A 20,964-nucleotide genomic window follows, 5' to 3' on the forward strand; every position below is an offset into this window, starting at 1 on the left:
ATAAAATAAACATGAAAGGAAACCATACCTTTTAAAAGAATATTAGTCGAGGTGTGATAATGGACCAAGAGAAGGTTAATATAAGTGTCTGGTGTATTGTAAGTTTGACTTCTATTCCGCTCATCATGACACTTGGAAATTCAATGCTTATTCCCGTGCTCCCTATACTGGAGGATAAGGTCGGGATCACATCATTTCAGTCGAGCATGATCATAACAAGCTATTCAGTCGCAGCTATTTTTCTGATCCCCGTAGCTGGCTATTTATCGGACCGCTTCGGCAGAAGAAAAGTGATATTACCAAGCTTAATTTTAGCTTTAATCGGTGGTCTGATTGCTGGATTTGCTTCATGGAAAATGGATGACCCCTACGCAATGATTATCGCTGGAAGAATTATTCAGGGAATTGGGGCCGCTGGTGCAATGCCGATCGTAATGCCTCTTGTAGGTGATCTTTACCAGGATGATGACGAAAAAATAAGTTCTACATTAGGGATAATTGAAACGTCTAATACGTTTGGGAAAGTGTTAAGTCCCATTTTAGGATCAATATTTGCTGCGTTTTTATGGTTCCTGCCCTTCTTTTCCATTTCAGCGCTTAGTTTGATTTCGATTGTACTAATTTTTTTCTTCGTTAAAGCTCCTAAAGATGATGATGAACCATTGAAGCTCAAAGAGTTTTTACGGAATACAAAAAAAGTTTTCAAGGAGGAAGGAAAATGGTTATATACCGTATTCCTTAACGGGGTCCTTGTGATGCTCATATTATTTAGTATGCTATTTTTCTTATCAGAAAACCTCGAAAAAGTTCATGATATAAAAGGGATTAAAAAAGGGTTTGTCCTGGCCATCCCGCTTTTATTACTTTGTATAGCTTCATTTATATCTGGTCGAAAAATTAAAGGAAACCTAGGAAGGATTAAAAAAATAATTATTGCCTCCTTGATTGCAATGTCTGTCAGTATTGTCTTTGTTGGGTTTACAAGTAAAAAACTGATTCTTTTATTAGTCGTTACGAGTATAGTGGGGATTGCTATTGGTGCACTATTGCCTGCACTTGACACAATTATTACTGACAATATTAGAAAAGAGTTAAGAGGAACCGTATCCTCTTTTTACAGCTCGGCACGATTTATAGGGGTTGCAGCAGGTCCTCCTATTATGTCACTTGTCATGAAAAATTATCTTCATGCCAGCTATATTACGGCAGGTGTTTTGGGATTCGTTCTCCTGTTTGTTGTCTTAAAGTTTATCAAAGTAGAAGATATTGAAAAAACTAATGAAATGGCATAAAAATAAAGAGCTTTAGATTGAATGACCTTATTTGAAAGCACATCGTTTATCCAGATCTCATACTAAAATAATTCCGCTTAAAAATACTTTTAGAAATAACTTATAAGAAGTAGTCTCTCGGCTACTTCATCATTTGTTGTCGTACTTGATCATTTCATGAGCTTCCAATAGCACGTATGCTATCCCATCAAACAATCTATGAAGTATTTCAACCTCTCTATCTGCATGCACTATCGAAATGCGCTTTTGCACCATTTCCTTAATTCGATCATTTAATGAATATATACGCCGTTGTAATTCCTTTATACAACTTTTGTGCCCACATGCCTTTGGTAATGTTGATTCAATCACTCCAATTTAGCTATTTTTATCAGCTTTCGTTACTGGCTGCCTTGCCTCCTCGATTGTTTCAGCCATCTTTAGTAACTGTTGTTTGCCCTGTTACATAGTTTCGTCCTCCTAAGTTATCATATACTACGTTTACTAGATTGACTTTAAAGGCATCAACCAATTCGAGCTGTAGCGTCTGCAAACACTACGGCTTTTTTTATGTATCTTTAATTGCAAATTAATAATTGCGTGTATCGCACACCCTTATTCGTTTGTGGGACTAGTTGACCGTCACGGCCTCTCTCATGTTAGAGTCACTACCAATCCAGTGACACTAGTTTCTTTCCTCATATTGTTCAATAGCTCCACTATTAGATGTTCTACTAAGGTACTATGTCATGAGAAATAGGTTAACCTCCACTTACATACTTCGCATTGCTTACTAAACCAATCCACACTTTTCTTTAATTTATAGAAATGATTGATTAATAAGACTAGAGAGTATACAGAATACTTCATACTATGAAAATATAATCTGCAGATTATACAAATTTTGTTTATTTGGAGGTGAAATAAATGAGTTTAACTACTGGCCCAATTGAAAATACAGGAAATCAACCAGCTAATGCAGCTAGTGTTCGTGTCAAAATTCTTAACCTTACGGGAGGTTTATTAACTGGCGTAGTAAGAGTTTTTCGACTAGATGGGTCAAGACAATTATTATCAACAACTCCTTTTGCCGCTATTGCCAATGGTTCTACTTTTGTAACGCCTGGTGTAGTTGGAGCTCAATATGAAGTTGAAATTATTCCAAATCAAAATGGTGGAATATATAGCGTTTATGGACGAACAGCTTCAGGTGTAATTATTGCTGCCCAACGGTTTGTGAACTCCGAATTAACACAGATTCTTTAGAATTTAATGTTAAGATTATAAAAGAGGCTGGGACAAAAAGAAAAAATGTTAGACCAAGATATAATTGGTCTAACATTTTTTTGATTTAGGAAGGCATATTTAACTACTTGAAGTGAAAAAGTTAATATCTATTTTTATTATTTTTCAATATAATCGAGTTATGTCCCAGCCTCTTTCCATATTCATTCATTTACCCCCAGCTTGTCACTCCTTGAACTTCAAATTGTCCAGTTAATCCCCATGCATATCCCTATTTCACCCCTACTATTAGCTCCTAATGATTTCAGACCAGAAACTATTCTTCACTCTCCCCTCCTCAACGTCCAAACAACTGTATTTGATATGAATAAGATATTTAGAGAATAGGAGGTGACTATAAAATGGCATCATTTGAAATTGGGGCAAGAGGTCTTTTCAATTTTCGAAACGAACGCTTTTTCGTATTAGTTGAAGATGAAATTACAATTCCAGAAAAAGGTGTGGAGATTGATCCAGTTAATATCTATGAGATTGACCAACAAACTTTTGATTTTATCAGAGATGAAGGAGATACACCTTTAGTTGTACCACGTTTCAATCTTCCTCCTGTACCACCTGGATTTGAACTAGAACGAAAATGTATTTTTACAGTTGATAATTCATACTTTGTGATCTATGAATTAGAAAATGGCACTGATAACTTTGTTATTTTAAGAATCAGTGCTGCTTTATTTAACTCATTGAGAAATGCTGGTGTTCGTGAATGTATTCCTCAAAATTTTATTAATTAATAAAAAAATTATTATATTTATAGTAATGTTCAGCAAGAATCCTCTTCCTTGCTGAACATTTTATTCAAAGTGTACAGTAAAGTTTCTTTGTTTTTATAACACTCACCAATAAACACAGAATAGGTTAACTAAAAATACATTTTGTGTTAACCTATATACATACCATTATTTGGAGGTGTGTGTGTTGACTGACAAAAATAAAATATTACTTAGTTCGGTTGGCAGTTTGGCTTTATTTACTTTAGGAGGATACAGGATATTCACTAACAACTTAGAAGCTATGTCCATACTAGTAGCCTATATTTTCTTTATTTGTGGAGTTATAGGCTTTGTTTTTAATGTAGTAAGGTTGTCAAAAACCCCACGTACTTAGCATTGCTTCGTTGCAATGCTTTTTTCGTTTGCCATAGTCATTCATTTTTCATCTGCACAAAAGTATGATTTAGTCGGATTTTTGCTCTAAGGAAATTGGAACGGTGAAAAATAGAGGGATGCTTTTCTTGATAGTTAAAATAAATAGCGATTTTTCTAACATGATATTCACTACCATCTAAACTTCTATAAATCCTTTTAAGTGCGGTATACTTATAAATAATTTTATACATTAAGCATGAGTAGTTACTTTTATACATACAATGCGTCCCTGATTTACCTCCAACTGAAATAATTGTATTGAAAGAAAGGTTGGATGCTAATCTTTGATTAAAAGAAACTGCTTTGGGAGTGGAGTAAAAATTAGTACTTATTTAAATAAGGGGATGATCGATTGAAATATATTTCTGGTTTGATTGGATTTATTTTTATTGCCTTTGGCAGTTTACTAATGAATATCACTGAAAATGGAGAGACATTTACAAATGTAACATTAAAGATTTCAGGGTTCTTTGCTTTAATTATCGGTTTAAAATTTATTTTTCCACATATGGGCTTTATAAAAAGTAAAAAATAACCAAGTATTCATATGGACACTTGGTTATTTTTTGATTAATCAACAACTTTCAGTGGTTAATTAGCAAACAACCCAGCACTAAATCAATATAAACTAGTGCTGGATTATTTTTTTAGATACTACTTAAACTCAATTTCCTCTGCCGAAGCCCCTTTCGTATAAGTAATAGTAGCTCCATCGGGTAAATTTCGTATTTCTTTTACATTTTTTCCTTCGATAATAATTTCACCTATTTTCGTACCTTTAAAGTCAATAATCGCATTTCCTTTTTTGGGACTAATCGTTACTGTTTTATTCGCAAATCCTTCCCCATGGAATTCAGCATATTGACTAAACACTGCAATTCCATTTTTAATATTCGTATTTTTCCCTAACGATAGCGAAATACTTGGGCGATTCATGATTAGTTTACCAGTTTTGTAGTTATCAATATTGTATACATCTTCAGGTGTTATTGGAGTTGGTATTTCCTCATTGTCTGCCTTCAAATCAATTTGAACTAATACTGGGTCATGATCTGATGCACGGCCTTGTGCTTCTGTAAAGTTCGCATTTATATGAATCAAATCAATTTCTGTAACGTCAGCAAGATTATTCGAAACTAAAATATGATCCAACACTTGATTGTTTCCTTGGAAGAAGTACGTAAAACGATCTTGCTCTGGGGCTTTATCTATCATATTCGTTAAAACATCACCCTTTAACGTTTGAAGAGCTGGTGTGAATTCAAAGTCATTCATGTCCCCTGCTACAATGATATTTAAATCTGGATTAATGGCAAGCCCTTCATCGATAAAGTCATTAATGGCTTGAGCAAGCTGAATACGTTTCTTTACTGATTCTAGCACTGGTGGCTGAGTTGGTCCCCAAAGTGAACCATCTCCACCTTTAGAATTTAGGTGAGCTCCGATAATCACTACACGTTCTTTCTGGAATTCAAATTCGGCTGCAATTGGTTTTCGTGTATCTACAAATTTTGATGGATCAACAAAGCCAGGATTTAAAGCGAGGCTTCCATCTGCTGTCCACGTATTGGTTTGGTCACCCATCCCTTTTGTACCTGACACTAATGAAACACGTTCTGGATTATATAGGTAGCCTACACGAATATTACCGCCAGGTGCACCACCTACTGTATTGTTCATTGGCATGACATCAATCCAATCATACGCAGGACCACCCGCAGCTTTAATTGCATGAATTAATCGCATGTAGCTTTCCGATGCATCTGCATTTCCTGAATCGGTTTGTCCATCATTATCTTGAACTTCGACTAATGTAATAATATCTGGTGATTTCATATTATTCACAAATGTCGCTGCTATTCTGGCTACTTTTTCGTTCGATGTATTGGCAGGATTATTTGAAAAGTTTTCGATATTATAGGAAGCGACATTTAACTTGTCCGCTACTGGTTCAAGATGCGTCACTTCTTGCTGAAGATTCGCTTTTGTCACTTCTGGGAAGACTTTATTTGTGTTCAGTCGATAGCCATCTGTAAAATTCTCTACAAATCCGATAAGGGCATCATTAAAACGATCACCTGAATCATAATTTTTACCAGCTACCCCTTCAAGCATAATTTTTTCTGGGTTATAATCATCGGCCGCTATATTTAAACCACCATTCACATTGAATGTATTATTAGTTGTGCTCGGTACAACAATTGGAGAATCGTTATTATAAATCGGTCCTATTACTCTCGCATCCGGGAATGATACCAGCATATACTCGATAGATTCCCAAAAATCGATGCCATCTTCTTGTGGGTCAAAAATTGCAAAACTATCATTATCGATAATTTTATTTGGTGGCAACAGATCCTCCCCTATCACAAGGGCTTCTGGAGTTCCTGCTGTACCTGTTTTTGTAATATTTGTTGCTGCAATTTGTGTATCTGTCAATCGAGAGTTGCCACCCGCCTCTACTACATTTCCTGAAACGTTAATAACGTCCCCTACTGCTACATTATGTCCTGTCTTATTTACTTTGATAGCAGTTGATTTTACGCCATCAAATGACGACTCGTTTTCTTGCATAATAAAGCTAGTTGAATTTAAAACAAATGTTACAATTCCCGCCACATCATTTACTGTTAAATCGACATATGGTGATTTATGGCTTGCCCCTTGAATATCGCTAATCTTGGCATTTTTAGTATCTATAATTTCATAAACAAATGTAGCCATTGCACTGTTCGTTAAACCTTCTTTTACCGCAATCGCTTTAATTGTCATTGGTTTATTAACAAGGATTTCCTCTGTATACTTCGTACTAGCAGTTGTTGGTGTTGAGCCATTCACTGTGAAATAAATCGTTGCACCTTCTGTCACTGTAGAAAGCGAAACCTTCGTGCCAGCTGTTACGCCTCCGACGTGAGAAGCTTTGATATCCTGGACCTTTGTTACATCTTCAATAACGCGAAGAGGGAGCAATTGATGGTTTGTATATTGACCAACAATCCCTGTAATTTCCCCATACGTTTTTCCACTCACTAAACCAGAATCTCTTGTTTTATCGTAAATAGCAAATGGGCCAGCTTCATCAGTTCCTGTAAAGTTTTGACCCGAACCAGTAACGGTCACATTTTTAATTGTAACTAGTTTCGATTCATTGTCTTCTGCCATCTCATTACTTTTAATAAGATGTGGCTCTGGTGTTGTCGAAGGAACAGGCATACCAACAAGTGAAATATTCGTTAATTGCTTTAGACCGCTATATTCATCTACTCTTCCTTGAACCGTCACTCGATCACCGACATTTGCGGCAAGACTATCCACAGGATAAATGGCTATCGCCACCCCATCTTCATCTTGAATGTGGGCTGTAGCCGTTTCTAATTTTGCTGTCACGATCCCTGATACGATAACAGTTTGCCCGATTGCTTTATTACGAGCTTCCGTAATGGATATAACGGTTGGTTCTTCTTTAATTGTATAATTAAAGGAAGCAATGTCACTATCGTCTAGGCCTGTTGCAGTAGCAAATGCTTTTATAGTCATGGCTTCATTTACAACAATCCCCGCTGCTGCATCATAAACCTCACTAGCTACTGACGGTTCAGAACCATCGATTGTGTAATAGATGGTTGCATTTGGGGTATTTGTAGACAATGTTACTTTCGTTCCTGCATAAACTTCCCCTGTTGCTGGTAAAGCCTTAATATTCTCTACTTGTGTTGGCTCATAGTTTGATACTAATTGGAAGCTTTCCGCGCTTAACGTTTTTAATTGATAGGTCCCGTTAAAAGTTGACGCAATCCCTGTCACTGTGATGACATCATTGTTATTGAAGCCATCTGCTTCAAACTGAGAGAACTGATAGCCTGTACGGTTATCATGGCGAATTAACAGCTCGTTATTTGCTGCATCGACTGCTTTAAATTCAAATGTACCATACGTACCAGATGGCGCTAAATCTTTAATCTTCACATTTTCAAGTGTGATTAATCTTCCTTGTGTGCTATCATCCGCAATCGGTAAATTTACTGTCTGCGGTGTAGGTGCCGTCCCTGTAGAAATCCGTTCAATTGTCGGTGAATTAAATTGAACTTCTCCACTATATAAACTAGTTTTCCCTGTGATGCTGACAATATCTCCAACAGCTAAGCTCCCTGCTTCTGCAGAACTAGAGAAGACATATACCCCTGCTGTCTCATCCTGTACATAGAAGGCCTTGCCTCCCCAGCCACCAGGTGTTGTCGTAACCGTCCCTTGAATTTGAACTGTGCGGTCTGTTCCAACAGCTGCACGAGCTTCGGCAATGGTTACTTCAGTCTCGGGAGGATTTGGTTCGGTTGTATCGTCCCCAACAAACTCCATTGAAGTTGGTGATTTTAGCCCTGCATGGTTACTAAAATATTTTTCTAGTGAACCTGTTATTTTAACTTTTTTCCCAAGATTACTTGGGTTAGTAAATAATCCGAAATTGGCTCTATAGGAGCTTGGCAATTGAATATACAGCATTTTCGTGACATCTGTTTCATCTGGTGTATCAGCAATCGCAATATTTGTGTCACTATCTGCTATTACAGAATAAGAAGTTTCACTTTTGGCGAACCCTACTATATATCCCTCTACAGTAACATTACTCTTTACTGCGGTTGGATCAAATTGATTGACCGCTTCCCCCACGCCAATAGCTTCTGTCGTTTCGGCCTTTACAACTGTGAAGTAAGGTGAAATCATAGAGATTACAAGTAAAAATGATAACGCTATTTTGATAACGACATTACATTCATATTTCTTCATTCGCTTAGCTCCTTATGATTTTAGTCTAACATAATCTTTTCCTTAGGTTTTACATGGAAGTTATTATTCAATTACTGTGTTCCCTACAACGGTTAACCCATCTAAAGAGAGGATTACATTCGGCGCATAAATGATTAAATCCCCCGAAATAGTACCTGTACTACCAGATGGCATTAAAGAAATTCGCATTAAAGCTTCTCCAAAATACAGATGATTAGTTTTTTTCGGGTTTAAATATACCCATCATGGCACGATCATTAAATTATTAATCTTTTTATAAAATTGTGGCGAGCGCTGTACATCCTTGTAATTGGTGTTACTACAACCGCTGAAGCTGTTAATGCGTTCAAATACTTGGATTTCCCCACTTACTCATACTTTGCGTAATCCCTCCCTATTCCTGTTTAGTAAGATAAGTTTTAAATCCTCTTAACAAAATTATCGGTAATTATCAAACAATACCAAAATATTGTTTAACATAATAATTTTAACAGAAAAATAATAAAACTTTGTTATTTAATATGAATATTCTAAATTCTATGTAAAATAGTACATATTTATCTTTTACAATAGTCATTTGAATAGTAGTTTTATATTATGTAATTACATTTCCGTATGAATAAAAAGCGCCAATGTACCAGCTTAGCTCTGTCAGCATAAAAAAACTTCACTTTTGTAGAGAAGGACTGACATGGATAAGTGTTATCTTTTCTTAGAGTGGTCACCATAATAGCAGCTCGCTGAAAGATTGTTGCTTGACTGATTCCCTTCCACCTCCTTCATATGAAGCATCGAGATACAGTAAAACGTACCATAACCCATCGCACTTGTTGTCATAGTGGATAATAAAAAGCCCTCCATTTGTGGAAGGCTAAAGTCAATTCGTTTGGTTTGTTATAGTAAGGAACATCTAATCTTTTAAAGGTTCATCTTCTTCCATTTTCGAATTTTGGTTCTGAAATTTGTAAATGGAGCAACTGAGTTAATATGAACCCATTTCCAAACAGGCCAATTAGCTTGTGTTTTTGCCCATCGTCTTTGATCAACTTCAAATAATTCCTTTTCTGAAAGGGTATTTAACCACTCACATAAATGATTGACAGCTTCATTAAGCATTGATTGTTGTTCCTTCAAAGAGTACTCTCCGTATTGTTGATAAAAAGAGTTATACAATCCACTTAGATTATTCCATTTATAGCCTTCTGCAGGTGTATGTACTTCTTCGCCCTTTTGTTCTTTTTGCTCCCAGTGAAGCAAAAGATTTATCCAACCAAGTTGATAAGAAAGATTTTCAGACGGCGTTTTATCAACTTCTTTAATCCGTTTGTTTTTCAAGATTTCTGGTATATCATGAAATTCGGCAATATATTTTTTATACTTTTCGTTAATCGTACTAATCAATTCTTCTTTGTTGGCATACTGTCTCACTCTATTTCCGTCCCTTCCACCTATTTCTTAAGTTCAGTCTAACATAACGCGAATACGCTAATTTTGAAATTTTTTTTAAAAAAGTTGTTATATGGTAAGTGTTACCTTCTATTTTTTCGGTGGATGTATAAGTAACCAAAATTTACACACACTAACCTTGAGTGTATCACCCATAACGAGTGAAACAGAGAGTTTTATTACGTTCTTCTTTTCTTATGTGTGATGATTAATAATAGAGGTGCTTGAAGTGACTACATTCGGAAAATGCTTATATATCGCATTCTTTATCATTATTTTTTTATTTACAACCATTTGGAATTATAGTAAAAATGGTCATTGGGCTTTGCTAGAAAATTTATTCTTTGCCTTTTGGGTGGCCAGTTTCTTATTCATGGCATTACTACTCAGAAGTAAAAAAGAAGAATCGGAAAAAGCTGAAAATAGAAGCTGATTTGCCTGTTTTAACTAGTGTTAAAATCCGCATCTATATTTGCTGTAGCTCTAATAAGCTGCAGCTTTTTTATTGTTGCATTCATAAAAGCTAGTCAGAACTACTATTTTATCGGTATATTAAAACTTAAAATGTTATACTATTCAATAAATTACTTTGAAGAAAGGAACGTGAATGATGGAGGCGAAGACCATTTTGTTAGATCAACTTTTAGCTAATGCAAATGACCCAAGTTGGTATATCTCATTTTCTGAAGTCGTAGAAGGGTTATCTGAAGCAGAAGCCTTTTGGAAACCCGATTCTTCTAGCCATAGTATGGCTGAAATTGTCCAGCATCTAATCTACTGGAATGAAATTTGGCAAATACGGTATCGAGAAAATCAAGTGAAGGCTCCTTCGCAAACAAATAATGCGAATACGTTTCTAGTTAAAGAGGAGGTAACTTTCTATGAACTAAAAGAAAAGCTATTACATATCCTACTTACGTGGCAAGAATTAATTGAGGAAGAACAACTTTTATCTATCGTAAATGGATTCCCTGTGAAGGCGCAATGGTGGGCCATCATATCTAATGCTGCTACTCATAATGCCTATCATATTGGACAACTCGCTTATTTACGTAAAATGGAAAAATAGACATTTATATGCTATACTCTTAAAATAGGACTACTGTTAATAGTCCTATTTTTATTTGTTGCCGCTTATTTAACTCAAATAACACCAAAGGGAGATGCATGTGAGCCTAGAAGAAATTACACAGATCTATTCATTTTTCTTAACAACGCCACTTATAGTAAGGCTAGTTGTATTTAATTTTATTTTTAAAGCCCACAAACATACTATGGTTATTTTATTGGATGCGATTGTTTTAGTATCAACCACTATTTGGTTAATATTGATTAGAGAGGTCATTTTCCCTCTGCCTTCGTTAATTTTAAATGTATTTAGCGTACTCTACATCCTATTGATTATTGACATTTCTCTCAATTATTATCGCTTAAAAAGGAAGAGCTCCTTGCAGTGAAAAGCCCAATTTATACATATAAACAAGCTCCAAATAAAAGAAAAAAGCATCTTTTTTCAAGATGCTTTGCTCTTACTATTGGGGCAATTCTTCTGGTGTTTTCTCAAATTCAAGTATATGTCCATCAACTTTTGCTCTTTCTAGTTCCTCAATAAATTCTTCCTTACGTTCTTCAAGTCTGGAGTCAAGTGTGTTTTGATAACCCGGAAATAGATTGTAATCTACTGGTTTCCCCATAAGTTCACCTCTTATTCTCAGCTTTTTTATTTATTATAGGGTATATTGATATTTTCTGACAATTGTTTATGTCAATTTTGATTACAAGGACTGACAAGACAATACAACGGAAGTCTTATAAAAAATGCCTACCTATACTTTATTGCCCATAAAATTATGCTGATAAATCGAAACAGCAAGGTTTATCTTTGCCTCTAAACGTGCAATTTTCATAAACTTTGTTGATAATCCCTAGACTGTTCCTCCCCTTTTTTACGGAAAATAAAAGCATTTTCCCTCAATTAGGTATACTACAAAATCTTAAGAAATCTTCATAATTTTTCTCAATAATTATTAATAATTACCATTTACAATAAGAAAAGTCGACAATAGATTAACATAGTTAGGAGCATCTTGTCTTGGGCGTTACAGATATTATGAATAACATTCGAATTTTAATGTTACCAGTCATCCTTATAGTTGGTGCAGAGTTCTTACTTATTGGACTTTATTATTTCCTCTATCATAAAAAACATCAGTCAAATCGAAAAAAAACAAACTTTAAGCAACTGATACTTGTAGCACTCTTTATCGGCTATATTGTATTTGTGTGTGAACTAACGATTTTTGGGCGTGGTTCTTCCCATTTCATGCAAATGAATCTCCAACCATTTAGTGGCTATATAGATGCATGGAAGAAATACTCGTTACGTGATCTTCAAAATTGTATTTTTAACATTTTAATGTTTGTGCCACTAGGCATTTTCTTACCTTTACTTTTCTCTAAATTTAAATTGTTCAAATGGCTTCTTCCTGTAGTGGTGATGGCAACCTTATCCATTGAAACGTATCAAACACTTACAGGAGCAGGGATTTTCGAGCTTGATGACTTAATCAACAACTCGCTTGGTGGGATTATTGGATACCAGTTATATAGACTAGGATCTTCTATTGTTCAGCATAAAAAAATAAAAATGAAAAGTTTGATCGGAAACCTAGCCATTCCTCTCATGATGGGTTTGATTTTTATTGGCATGATGATTGTCTACGCTCAACAGGAATTTGGTCATTTAGCAATTAATGCCTACACAAAATTAAATATGTCGGATGTTGATGTAACCACCTCATTAGATTTACATACAGCATCTACCGTTGCCCCCGTGTATAAAAAAATAATTCATACAGATGAAGTTGAGACTTTGTTGCAAAAGAAATTGGATTTATCAGAGTTAAGTCGGCAGGATATTCGTGGTGATCGTGAGCTCTTATTGAAAGATAAAGCCGAGAACTCGTATACGCTATTTATTAATTCAGAGGGAAATTGGTCGCTAACAGACGATCTTTATACGCCCGTGCAACCTTCTTTAGCTGTGCAAGAGACACTTGTGAAGAAGGCAAAGAGTATGATGGATGAGCTTTCTCTCCTTCCTAAAGATGGGGAGTTTACAGCCTTGGATAATGGCGTATTTGAATGGACGCTTCCTGACCAAGCTGAATTGAACCAAGATTATTGGCTTGGTGAGGTAGAGCTCGGTTTGAAACCAGATGGTAGTTTGTATTCATTATCGTATAATATTCATGAGCATCAATTGATCCGTGAAGTAAATATTTTGTCACCTGCAGAGGTGTATGAGCGAATTAAGAAGGGCGAATTTCCACAGATAAAATATAATGCACTCGTAACAGAAGAAGAACTGTTGATAAAAAAAGGCGATCAGCTTACTGTCGATTTAATAGAGCTCTCGTATATGTATGATACAAAAGATTTCTATCAACCCATATACAGAGTTTCTGGTACATTCAATGGAAAAAGTTGGTTCACCTTGATTCAGGCGAGAAAGTAGCTTTTTTAATACCGCTAACTAAGGAAAGCCCAGACTTGATACTTGGCTTTCTTTTTATATGAGTTGAAATAACATCTCAAACTTTGGAATACTTCTAACAAAATGGACACCATCAACAAGTAACTACTTAACAGAAAAATACTAGTGTTTTTAGGTTTTATCTAATCTGTAGCCTAGGTGCCGGTTCTATTAAAGATAAGAGAGTTGAATATAATATTTATATTGAGAGCATAGAGGAGGGTTAGAGAATGTTCGGTAAACATACATGTCAGAACTGTTGTCCAAATGAAATGAAATATTCCCCAAAAATTGTTGCGCTTCTTGGTCCTGTTGTTCCTGTCCCTTCACCAGATCGAAGTGCTTTAGCGTATGGATCCCTTAGAGGAGATACATTGGGCCTTTTATCACCTGATCCAATACCCGTCACTTTCCAAGTGGTTGGTCCGCTATCAAATGTTACGGTTAGCCCATCTGGGAATGAATTGGTCGTTCAAAATGACGGTGTCTATCAAATCACCATTTCGATTAATGCGCAAGCAACAGCAGCCCCTGATCCTGATCAACCATTTTTCACAGTTAGCATTACCGTCAATGGTCAACCGATTTTTCTAAACGGCATTGCAGTCTTTAATGTTGTCAATAGAAGTAGCTCGGCCTATGTGGTCCAAGCTACATTAGCCGCAGGGGATGTGGTGGGAGCCAGTGCAGCTTCAGATTCCTTCGTCGCTAGTTATGCTAACCGCTCCTTAACGATTGTTCAATTAAATGGTTAGATTAAAAGTATATAAAGGACAGTAGCTCTCATCTCTAAATTTTAGAGATGGGATCTTTTTGATTTGACGAGGAGTGTATTTGGCTTCCTCTAATACTTCATTATTTATTTCTTACTCATAATCAAGTGACGCCAAGTCTGTTCTTCTCCTATTTTTTAGGTACGCCTGAATGATCATGTGTTATAGTAAAAAAAAATAGTTACATGAGGTGGAACAATGGTTAGAAGAAGATAGCTAGCCTCCTAGGTTGTCAGTAGATTTAGGGGGCGAATTTAATTGATAGGAGTGTTCTATACATGAAACAAAATAAATATGATGAAATCAATTTCTTTTCCGAATATGAAAAAATGCCACGTTCCGTTCAAGGACTAGACGCGGCAGGTGAATGGCACGTATTAAAAGCACTTCTTCCAGATTTCCAGGATAAGACCGTACTTGATCTAGGCTGTGGCTTCGGCTGGCATTGTCGCTATGCCCGTGAACAACAGGCAAAATCAGTAATTGGTGTGGATTTATCAGAAAAAATGCTGCAAAAAGCGCAGGAAAAAACGAATGATCCTTTTATTACCTATTTAAAGATGCCGATCGAAGATATCCATTTCTCTGCTTCTCAATTTGATGTAGTAATTAGTTCATTAGCGATTCACTATGTACAATCCTTCGAAGCACTTTGTAAGAAGGTTTATGCTTATCTAAAACCTAATGGTTCATTTGTCTTTTCTGTAGAGCATCCTATATACACATCACGCAATGAACAAGATTGGGTCTACGATGAGAATGGCAACCGCCTGCATTGGGCAGTTGATCATTATCAGATAGAAGGCATTCGAGAAACGACCTTCCTTACCGAAAATGTTATTAAATACCATCGCACACTGTCTACTTATATGAATGTCTTAATACAAGCTGGATTTACGATAAGTGCGGTGAAGGAACCTATGCCTTCAGAGGAAATGCTAAAAAATATTCCGGACATGCAGGATGAACTACGGAGACCTATGTTTTTAATCATTACAGCTGAGAAAAAATAATCACTGTGTGCTTAGGCAATATGGATCGGGTATCGCTAAGTATACAGCTATATCGTATATAAACAAAAAACCAGATGCTCTCTTTTGGGGAGCACCTGGTTTTATTGTGAAAGTGAATCTTACTAACTTACTTAGTTTTGATTCGTTATAATACTACGACAACTTGAGGCGCTGAACAAGTTAAAATATTTTCCAATAGGATTTTAGGGGGAATTAATGCTTTTTCGAGAAAATAAATCATTCTATCAAATTTTAAGTCTTTCTTAGTTTCATTAAAATAAGAAATAACGAAATCTCATAAATGACTAACCGTAGCTCATGACACAGGGTCATTTACCAATGACAGCCCCACTGTATAGGTGGGTGACTGTTTGCTATTTTCACATAATTTAAAGAATGTTTCTACAAACTGAAATTGATAACAATGCTCCCCCTGCTCTAACTGAAAAATTTCTGCTAAAAGCATGAAATCCGCTTCATCATTCTCGCATAGTGATGGAAAAGCAATACAAGCAAGACATGCGCTGTTAAAACCATACAGGTCTCTATGATTTTAACTATGATAGGTGAAGCTACTAACTTTTTCGTGCTATTCATAAAACATGCTGAAGAAACACGTCTGCTAAAGGAACATTAAACAAAAAGACCAGTCACTCTTTTAAAGAGAACTGGCCATTTTGCGTTTAGGTTGAAGACTATGAAATATCTTCATTCATAGATTAACATATTATACTGAACAATATCTGAACAACCATACAAAAAAGACTAGACTCTCACATGATGATGTAAGCTCTAGTCTTTTAAGTGAAAGTGAATCTTACTAAATCTTGTCTAGCTTTAGATTCAAATTACAATACGAATGAACAGGCTAAAGGTTTCATAAATTCTTTATTTTTTCGTTAAATTATAGGACTACCACCACAAAAAGACCAGGAAACACGACAAAATGTGAATCCTGGCCCTTTTGTGAAAAGTGAATGTTACTAGTTTGCTTTAGTTCTTTGTATTCTACTGATGAGTTAGACGGCTGATGTTTTAAAAAGTTACACATTCTTAAAAATTTTTTACTCTACTAATTAAATGGCAAATCAAACACGCCGTTAGCTCCATCCACCATACTAATTGACATAGCACACGCTCCCTCTGACTTATATAGGCTTCCTTTTCCAGTAAAGATGTTTGTCCTTCAGCAGCTACTCTACCTTTAGCCCATATTTTCCCTTCCGAAGCCGTGACACTCCAGTTAAATTGTTGTGTGCCTTTATTTTTCACCTCATATCAGATACCGAGTTCTTCATCAGAATGGACACTATAAAAGGAGGTGTGAAATTCACCATTCCCAGTTGGTTCATCTACATAATTCACAGGGAAGATCTATGCTGTATCCCTACTTATAGCTTGTGTTGGATACTAACTAATTCTGTGAATCTTCCATTGCTTTTTCTAAAAGACTAAAAAAAACGTGATCTTCTATCATTTCAAAGCTTTCATTTGTGTTAAGGAGAACCAATATTTTATTTTTAGAATCAATGAACATCGGGTAGCTTGTATTGAGTGAAATTGTCATTCGGTAATCGTAATCAATAGTTTTTATGGCTGTTTTTTTGAATGTTACCTGTTGAAAAGACTGTATCAATTCTTGCTGTGTTTCTTTTGATATTTTCATTTCAGAAAAGATATCTTCTGTATCTGTATCTATACGATGTAGCGTAACAGTGGAATTTTCCACATGAAAATTAGCATTTTCTAATAGATCAATAGCAGAATAGCGTTGATCTTTCCATGTAATAAGCATACCACTAACAATTACTGCTAAGAGTAAAGATAAGCCTATTTTAAATTTTTTCATATTACTCCTCTTTCTCAGTATCTATAACTTGACAAAAAAATATTTTTATGCTAAAATTTACTTTTAAATAAATATTATATATAATAGGATTCTCCTGGCCAGGGGAATCCTATTTTTTGTTAAGGAGTGTTGGTATGAATCAACAGAAATCTAGTATCACTTCATTAGTTGCTGCCTTTAGTAGAGCCTACCATAGCCAATTTGATACGCCGAAAATTTTTGATGATTATTTAGCCAAGGAATTGATTTCACAAGAAGAATATCAAAATATTCAAGCTAATCTGATACAAGGCATTGCATTTTTTAATAAAGATATCGCTACAAAATTTAAAGACGATTCAAAGGAATTAATAAAATGGATTACACAGGTTCAACTCTCTCCGACTCCTTTGGCACGTGCTGCTTATTGTGAAAGGGTCTTGCATAGCGAAATACAGCTTGGTGTCGAGCAATATGTCATCTTAGGTGCTGGCTTTGATACTTTTCCATATCGTCAGCAACAAGGACAAACCATGCTGGAAATTTTTGAGGTGGATTATCCCACAACACAGACATCCAAAATAAAAAGATTACAGGAAGCTTCTCTCCCCCTCTTGAATCATCTGCATTTTGTACCAATGGATTTTACAAAGCAATTTCAATCTCAATTATTTTCAGAGCAAGGCTTTCAATCTAAAAAAACATTTTTTAGTCTGTTAGGTGTGTCCTATTATTTAACAAAAGATGAATTAGCAAGTTTACTCAATCATCTATTTGCCTTAGTTCCATCAGGTAGTTCCATTGTCTTGGATTATGGTGATGAAACACTCTTCACGGAAAAAGGACTCTCCAATAGAGTAGAAAACATGGTCAAAATGGCCGCAGTTGGTGGTGAACCAATGAAATCATGCTATGCTTATGAGGACATGGAGAGGATGCTAGATCGATTAGGTTTGCTTATATATGAACATCTATCTCCTACAGCGATTCAAGAGCTGTATTTTCAAAATCGAACAGATTACTTATGTGCTTTTGAAACTATCCATTACATGCATATTGTTAAAAAATAGGTCCACCCCATTCAATTTTATAAAATTCTAAATTTTCTTTTTATTACCCAGGCAATTAACTATTTCAATATAGAGAATTAGTATACTATAGTAGTGTAAAGCTAATTAGCCTTACACCTCCTAGATTTGTTACTAGGGTCACTGTTAACGCAGTGACCCGCTTATAATGATTGACAAACACCTAAAGGATTCCCATCAGGGTCATAGAAGGTAAAAAATTTGGTGTCCCCTTCTCCTTCTAAAGCCTCGACTTGAACATGATGATCCACTAGAAATAAATAGGTCTCTTCAATATTTTGAGAAAGGAAGTTCACATATTTCCCCACACCAAAGTGATTGTCTGGAAAATGACATGGCTGATGCTCCTTAGCTTTTACTAAGCAAATGACCGTGGGGGATTGTTCAGTGATTTTCATAACTGCTGCGCCCTCTTCTATATATTGAAGCTTAAATCCGAGTATTTCCTCATACCATTTAGCCGATAATTTAGGATCTTTTATTGGAATAAAAATGGCCTCTACACCTTTAAATAAGGATTGTTTCATTTTTCTTACCTCCATTTCACAGTTTGTTTTCTCATTTTATTCTCCTTCAAAAAGATTCATTGAGATTGTCATTATTGATTATTTTGCCTGTCTTTTGCTTATCCTTAATAGTATCCGAAATGTCTTCTTTTCCTAGAGGAGGTGTCCACCATTAAACACAAGGTATCATTCATCCTATTGCTGTCAGTACTTCTTTTACTAGGTGGATGCTGGAATAAGCGGGAGTTAAACGAACTAGCTATTGTTACGGCTGTTGGTGTGGATAAATCGGACGAGCAATTCGAAATTTCTGTTCAGATTGTTAATCCAAGTCAAGTGGCTTCGAACAAAGCATCTGGCATTCAAGTCCCTGTTTTTACCTACCATGCAAAAGGTAAATCATTATTTGATGCCATTCGAAAATTAACAGCGCTAACACCTAGAAAGCCTTATTATGCGCATGCCCAAATTATTATTATTGGTGAAGAAATGGCTGAGGAAGGTATGAATAGCATTTTAGATTTATTTCAAAGAGACCCAGAAGGACGAAGTGATTTTAACTTTATTGTTTCTCATGATTCGACTGCACAAGAAATATTAAGTGTTTTAACCCCTTTAGAGGATGTGCCTGCTAGCAAAATGTTTAAATCATTAAAGGTTTCTGAAGCAGTATGGGGCACTACAGAATCTGTTATTCTTGATGATTTAATTCAATCGTTAGGCAGTATTGATCATAGTGCCGTCTTACCCTCTATTCATATATACGGTGATGCGGATGCTGGAGATTTTAGCTCGAATATAGAAAAAATGGATAGCCCTGCACAATTAAAATATGGTGGACTGGCCATTTTTAAAAATTATAAGCTCATCGGCTATTTAACAGAACAAGAAAGCAGAGACTATAATTTTTTAAATAATAATATAAAAAGTACATTTGAAATTATTGCTTGTCCTGAAGAAGGGAAAATCTCAACAGAAATTATTAATTCTTCTACTAAAATGACGGGTCATTTTCAAAATGATGTACCCTCGATTTCCATCAAACTTGATATTGAGCAAAACGTTGCAGAGATAAGTTGTCCATTGGATTTAACAAAATCAAAAACCATCGATGCTTTAAATAAAGAAACGAGCAGACAAATCAAAGAGCGATTAGAACGTACACTTCAAACAATTCAACAAACCTATCAAGCCGATTTATTAAAATTTAGTAATGTACTACACCGAGAGGACTATCAAGCATGGAATCGAATTAAAAAGAACTGGCTGACCCTCTATCCAGATCTTGAAGTTCAAATTGAAGTCGATGTGCATACAAAAGGAATAGGAACTGCAACAAAATTAAAACTTGACTAATTCGTAAAAATGACCAGTACTCTTTTAAGGAGTACTGGTCATTTTAATTAACGTACCGCTTCAAACGTTATGAGTGACGTTTCTTCAGTTGGTTGTTGAAGGAACTTATAATTCGCAGAACAAGTTATTGCAGAGAAGCCCACACTTTGTAATAAAAGCTTAAATTCTTCAATCCCATACCAGCGTAATAAAAACTTTTGCAGTTCCGTATCACTTAATGTGCCTTGTTGCCACTTCTCATATTTTAAAACCATCAGCGTATATTGCTCCACCCAATTCATGGCAATCGATTTTCTTTCAAGGGCAATTCCTTCATCTTGTGAAATTTGATGGTAAGATGTCGTAATTTCTCCTGTTTTCCAGTCTGTAGGAAGTAATAAATCTACTAGGAGTCTCCCACCAGGGACAAGGTGCTGATACATAGAGGTTAAAGCTGATAGTGCTTCTTGATGATTTTCAATTAAACAAAATGAGCCTGTAGGCATAACAATGGCTTCGTATTGTTGACCTAAGGTGAATTGGCAAACATTCCCTTCATACAGCACTGGCGTCAATCCTCGTTCTTGGCATCTTTTTCGACAGGATGCTAGCATTTCTGGGGAATGATCAATTCCCTCTATATCAAAGCCTTTTTCCATAAAAGGAATATAGAAACGTCCAGAACCAACCCCTGCTTCTAGAATCTTCCCCTTTACACCTTGCAGTCGTTCTAGATAATATTCAATATCTCCACCAAGCGAGTATCCAACTGGTTTCGTAAAATCATAAAGTGCTGTGCTTAACGGTCCGTAATTTTTGTACATATATTCTCCTCCGATTGTTTGCGGAAGAAATCAACTAATCTATTTATTCTCCCGCACCTTTATTATATTCAATGGGAAAACAGAGCTGACTATCATCATCTATCACTCAC

18 protein-coding genes are annotated in these 20,964 nt (G+C 35.7%); 11 read left to right on the forward strand and 7 right to left on the reverse strand.

All coding sequences use genetic code 11. The features are described 5' to 3' along the window. The first annotated feature begins 59 nt into the window (after nucleotides 1-59). The 4 genes from L6W14_RS12365 to L6W14_RS12380 all read left to right on the forward strand — a co-directional run bounded on the left by L6W14_RS12365 (nucleotide 60) and on the right by L6W14_RS12380 (nucleotide 4,256). The gene (locus L6W14_RS12365; protein ID WP_237898114.1) at nucleotides 60-1,292 is read left to right on the forward strand and encodes an MFS transporter; all 1,233 of its coding nucleotides are present in this window, start codon (nucleotides 60-62) and stop codon (nucleotides 1,290-1,292) included. Nucleotides 1,293-2,198: 906 nt separating this feature from the next. Then, on the forward strand, nucleotides 2,199-2,537 hold the full coding sequence (locus L6W14_RS12370; RefSeq protein ID WP_048392571.1) for a hypothetical protein: 339 nt from the start codon (nucleotides 2,199-2,201) through the stop codon (nucleotides 2,535-2,537). Between the two features lie 380 nt (nucleotides 2,538-2,917). Next, the gene (locus L6W14_RS12375; protein WP_131520069.1) at nucleotides 2,918-3,307 is read left to right on the forward strand and encodes a spore coat protein; all 390 of its coding nucleotides are present in this window, start codon (nucleotides 2,918-2,920) and stop codon (nucleotides 3,305-3,307) included. A 766-nt stretch (nucleotides 3,308-4,073) separates the two neighbouring features. Further along, complete coding sequence (locus L6W14_RS12380; RefSeq protein WP_237898115.1) at nucleotides 4,074-4,256, forward strand: hypothetical protein; 183 nt, start codon at nucleotides 4,074-4,076, stop codon at nucleotides 4,254-4,256. Nucleotides 4,257-4,375: 119 nt separating this feature from the next. Here L6W14_RS12380 and L6W14_RS12385 read toward each other — a convergent pair whose 3' ends face one another. The 3 genes from L6W14_RS12385 to L6W14_RS12390 form a co-directional block, all read right to left on the reverse strand. Continuing rightward, nucleotides 4,376-8,506 carry a chitobiase/beta-hexosaminidase C-terminal domain-containing protein gene (locus tag L6W14_RS12385; RefSeq protein WP_237898116.1) on the reverse strand — a complete coding sequence of 1,377 codons (4,131 nt, stop codon included), beginning with the start codon at nucleotides 8,504-8,506 and terminating at the stop codon, nucleotides 4,376-4,378. Between the two features lie 63 nt (nucleotides 8,507-8,569). Beyond that, nucleotides 8,570-8,695: a hypothetical protein gene (locus L6W14_RS23045; RefSeq protein WP_255501574.1), complete on the reverse strand. Its 126-nt coding sequence runs from the start codon at nucleotides 8,693-8,695 to the stop codon at nucleotides 8,570-8,572. 729 nt (nucleotides 8,696-9,424) lie between these two features. Continuing rightward, the gene (locus tag L6W14_RS12390; protein WP_131520065.1) at nucleotides 9,425-9,934 is read right to left on the reverse strand and encodes a ClbS/DfsB family four-helix bundle protein; all 510 of its coding nucleotides are present in this window, start codon (nucleotides 9,932-9,934) and stop codon (nucleotides 9,425-9,427) included. Nucleotides 9,935-10,181: 247 nt separating this feature from the next. On the opposite strand from L6W14_RS12390, the gene L6W14_RS12395 reads away from it, so the two are divergent. Both L6W14_RS12395 and L6W14_RS12400 read left to right on the forward strand, forming a co-directional pair. Continuing rightward, nucleotides 10,182-10,385: an RNA polymerase subunit sigma gene (locus L6W14_RS12395; RefSeq protein ID WP_131520064.1), complete on the forward strand. Its 204-nt coding sequence runs from the start codon at nucleotides 10,182-10,184 to the stop codon at nucleotides 10,383-10,385. A 174-nt stretch (nucleotides 10,386-10,559) separates the two neighbouring features. Beyond that, nucleotides 10,560-11,021, forward strand: a complete 462-nt coding sequence (locus tag L6W14_RS12400; protein WP_048392558.1) for a DinB family protein — start codon at nucleotides 10,560-10,562, stop codon at nucleotides 11,019-11,021. Nucleotides 11,022-11,484: 463 nt separating this feature from the next. On the opposite strand, the gene L6W14_RS12405 is transcribed toward L6W14_RS12400, so the two are convergent. Next, nucleotides 11,485-11,646 carry a hypothetical protein gene (locus L6W14_RS12405; RefSeq protein WP_193767318.1) on the reverse strand — a complete coding sequence of 54 codons (162 nt, stop codon included), beginning with the start codon at nucleotides 11,644-11,646 and terminating at the stop codon, nucleotides 11,485-11,487. Nucleotides 11,647-12,044: 398 nt separating this feature from the next. Between L6W14_RS12405 and L6W14_RS12410 the strand changes: the two genes are divergently transcribed. From L6W14_RS12410 to L6W14_RS12420, 3 genes are all read left to right on the forward strand, one after another. Then, entirely contained in the window at nucleotides 12,045-13,469 is a 1,425-nt protein-coding gene (locus L6W14_RS12410) for a VanZ family protein (RefSeq protein WP_131520063.1), read from the forward strand. Between the two features lie 248 nt (nucleotides 13,470-13,717). Then, entirely contained in the window at nucleotides 13,718-14,242 is a 525-nt protein-coding gene (locus L6W14_RS12415) for a hypothetical protein (RefSeq protein ID WP_237898117.1), read from the forward strand. Nucleotides 14,243-14,538: 296 nt separating this feature from the next. Continuing rightward, a complete protein-coding gene (locus L6W14_RS12420; RefSeq protein ID WP_237898118.1) occupies nucleotides 14,539-15,273 on the forward strand; it encodes a class I SAM-dependent methyltransferase in 735 nt (244 codons plus the stop codon). A gap of 1,414 nt (nucleotides 15,274-16,687) precedes the next feature. On the opposite strand, the gene L6W14_RS12425 is transcribed toward L6W14_RS12420, so the two are convergent. Further along, nucleotides 16,688-17,122, reverse strand: coding sequence for a hypothetical protein (locus tag L6W14_RS12425; RefSeq protein ID WP_237898119.1), 435 nt, complete (start codon nucleotides 17,120-17,122; stop codon nucleotides 16,688-16,690). A 134-nt stretch (nucleotides 17,123-17,256) separates the two neighbouring features. Here L6W14_RS12425 and L6W14_RS12430 point away from each other — a divergent pair, with 134 nt between their 5' ends. Continuing rightward, entirely contained in the window at nucleotides 17,257-18,171 is a 915-nt protein-coding gene (locus tag L6W14_RS12430; protein WP_131520059.1) for a class I SAM-dependent methyltransferase, read from the forward strand. Nucleotides 18,172-18,332: 161 nt separating this feature from the next. Here the strand turns inward: L6W14_RS12430 and L6W14_RS12435 are convergent, their stop codons facing one another. After that, nucleotides 18,333-18,716, reverse strand: a complete 384-nt coding sequence (locus tag L6W14_RS12435; protein ID WP_131520058.1) for a VOC family protein — start codon at nucleotides 18,714-18,716, stop codon at nucleotides 18,333-18,335. A gap of 141 nt (nucleotides 18,717-18,857) precedes the next feature. Between L6W14_RS12435 and L6W14_RS12440 the strand changes: the two genes are divergently transcribed. Further along, on the forward strand, nucleotides 18,858-20,051 hold the full coding sequence (locus L6W14_RS12440) for a Ger(x)C family spore germination protein (RefSeq protein ID WP_131520057.1): 1,194 nt from the start codon (nucleotides 18,858-18,860) through the stop codon (nucleotides 20,049-20,051). 47 nt (nucleotides 20,052-20,098) lie between these two features. Here L6W14_RS12440 and L6W14_RS12445 read toward each other — a convergent pair whose 3' ends face one another. After that, on the reverse strand, nucleotides 20,099-20,854 hold the full coding sequence (locus tag L6W14_RS12445; RefSeq protein ID WP_131520056.1) for a class I SAM-dependent methyltransferase: 756 nt from the start codon (nucleotides 20,852-20,854) through the stop codon (nucleotides 20,099-20,101). Nucleotides 20,855-20,964: the final 110 nt, after the last annotated feature.

Origin of the sequence: Lysinibacillus sp. ACHW1.5 (assembly GCF_022014815.1) — a bacterium.
In the GTDB taxonomy this organism is placed as follows: domain Bacteria; phylum Bacillota; class Bacilli; order Bacillales_A; family Planococcaceae; genus Lysinibacillus; species Lysinibacillus capsici.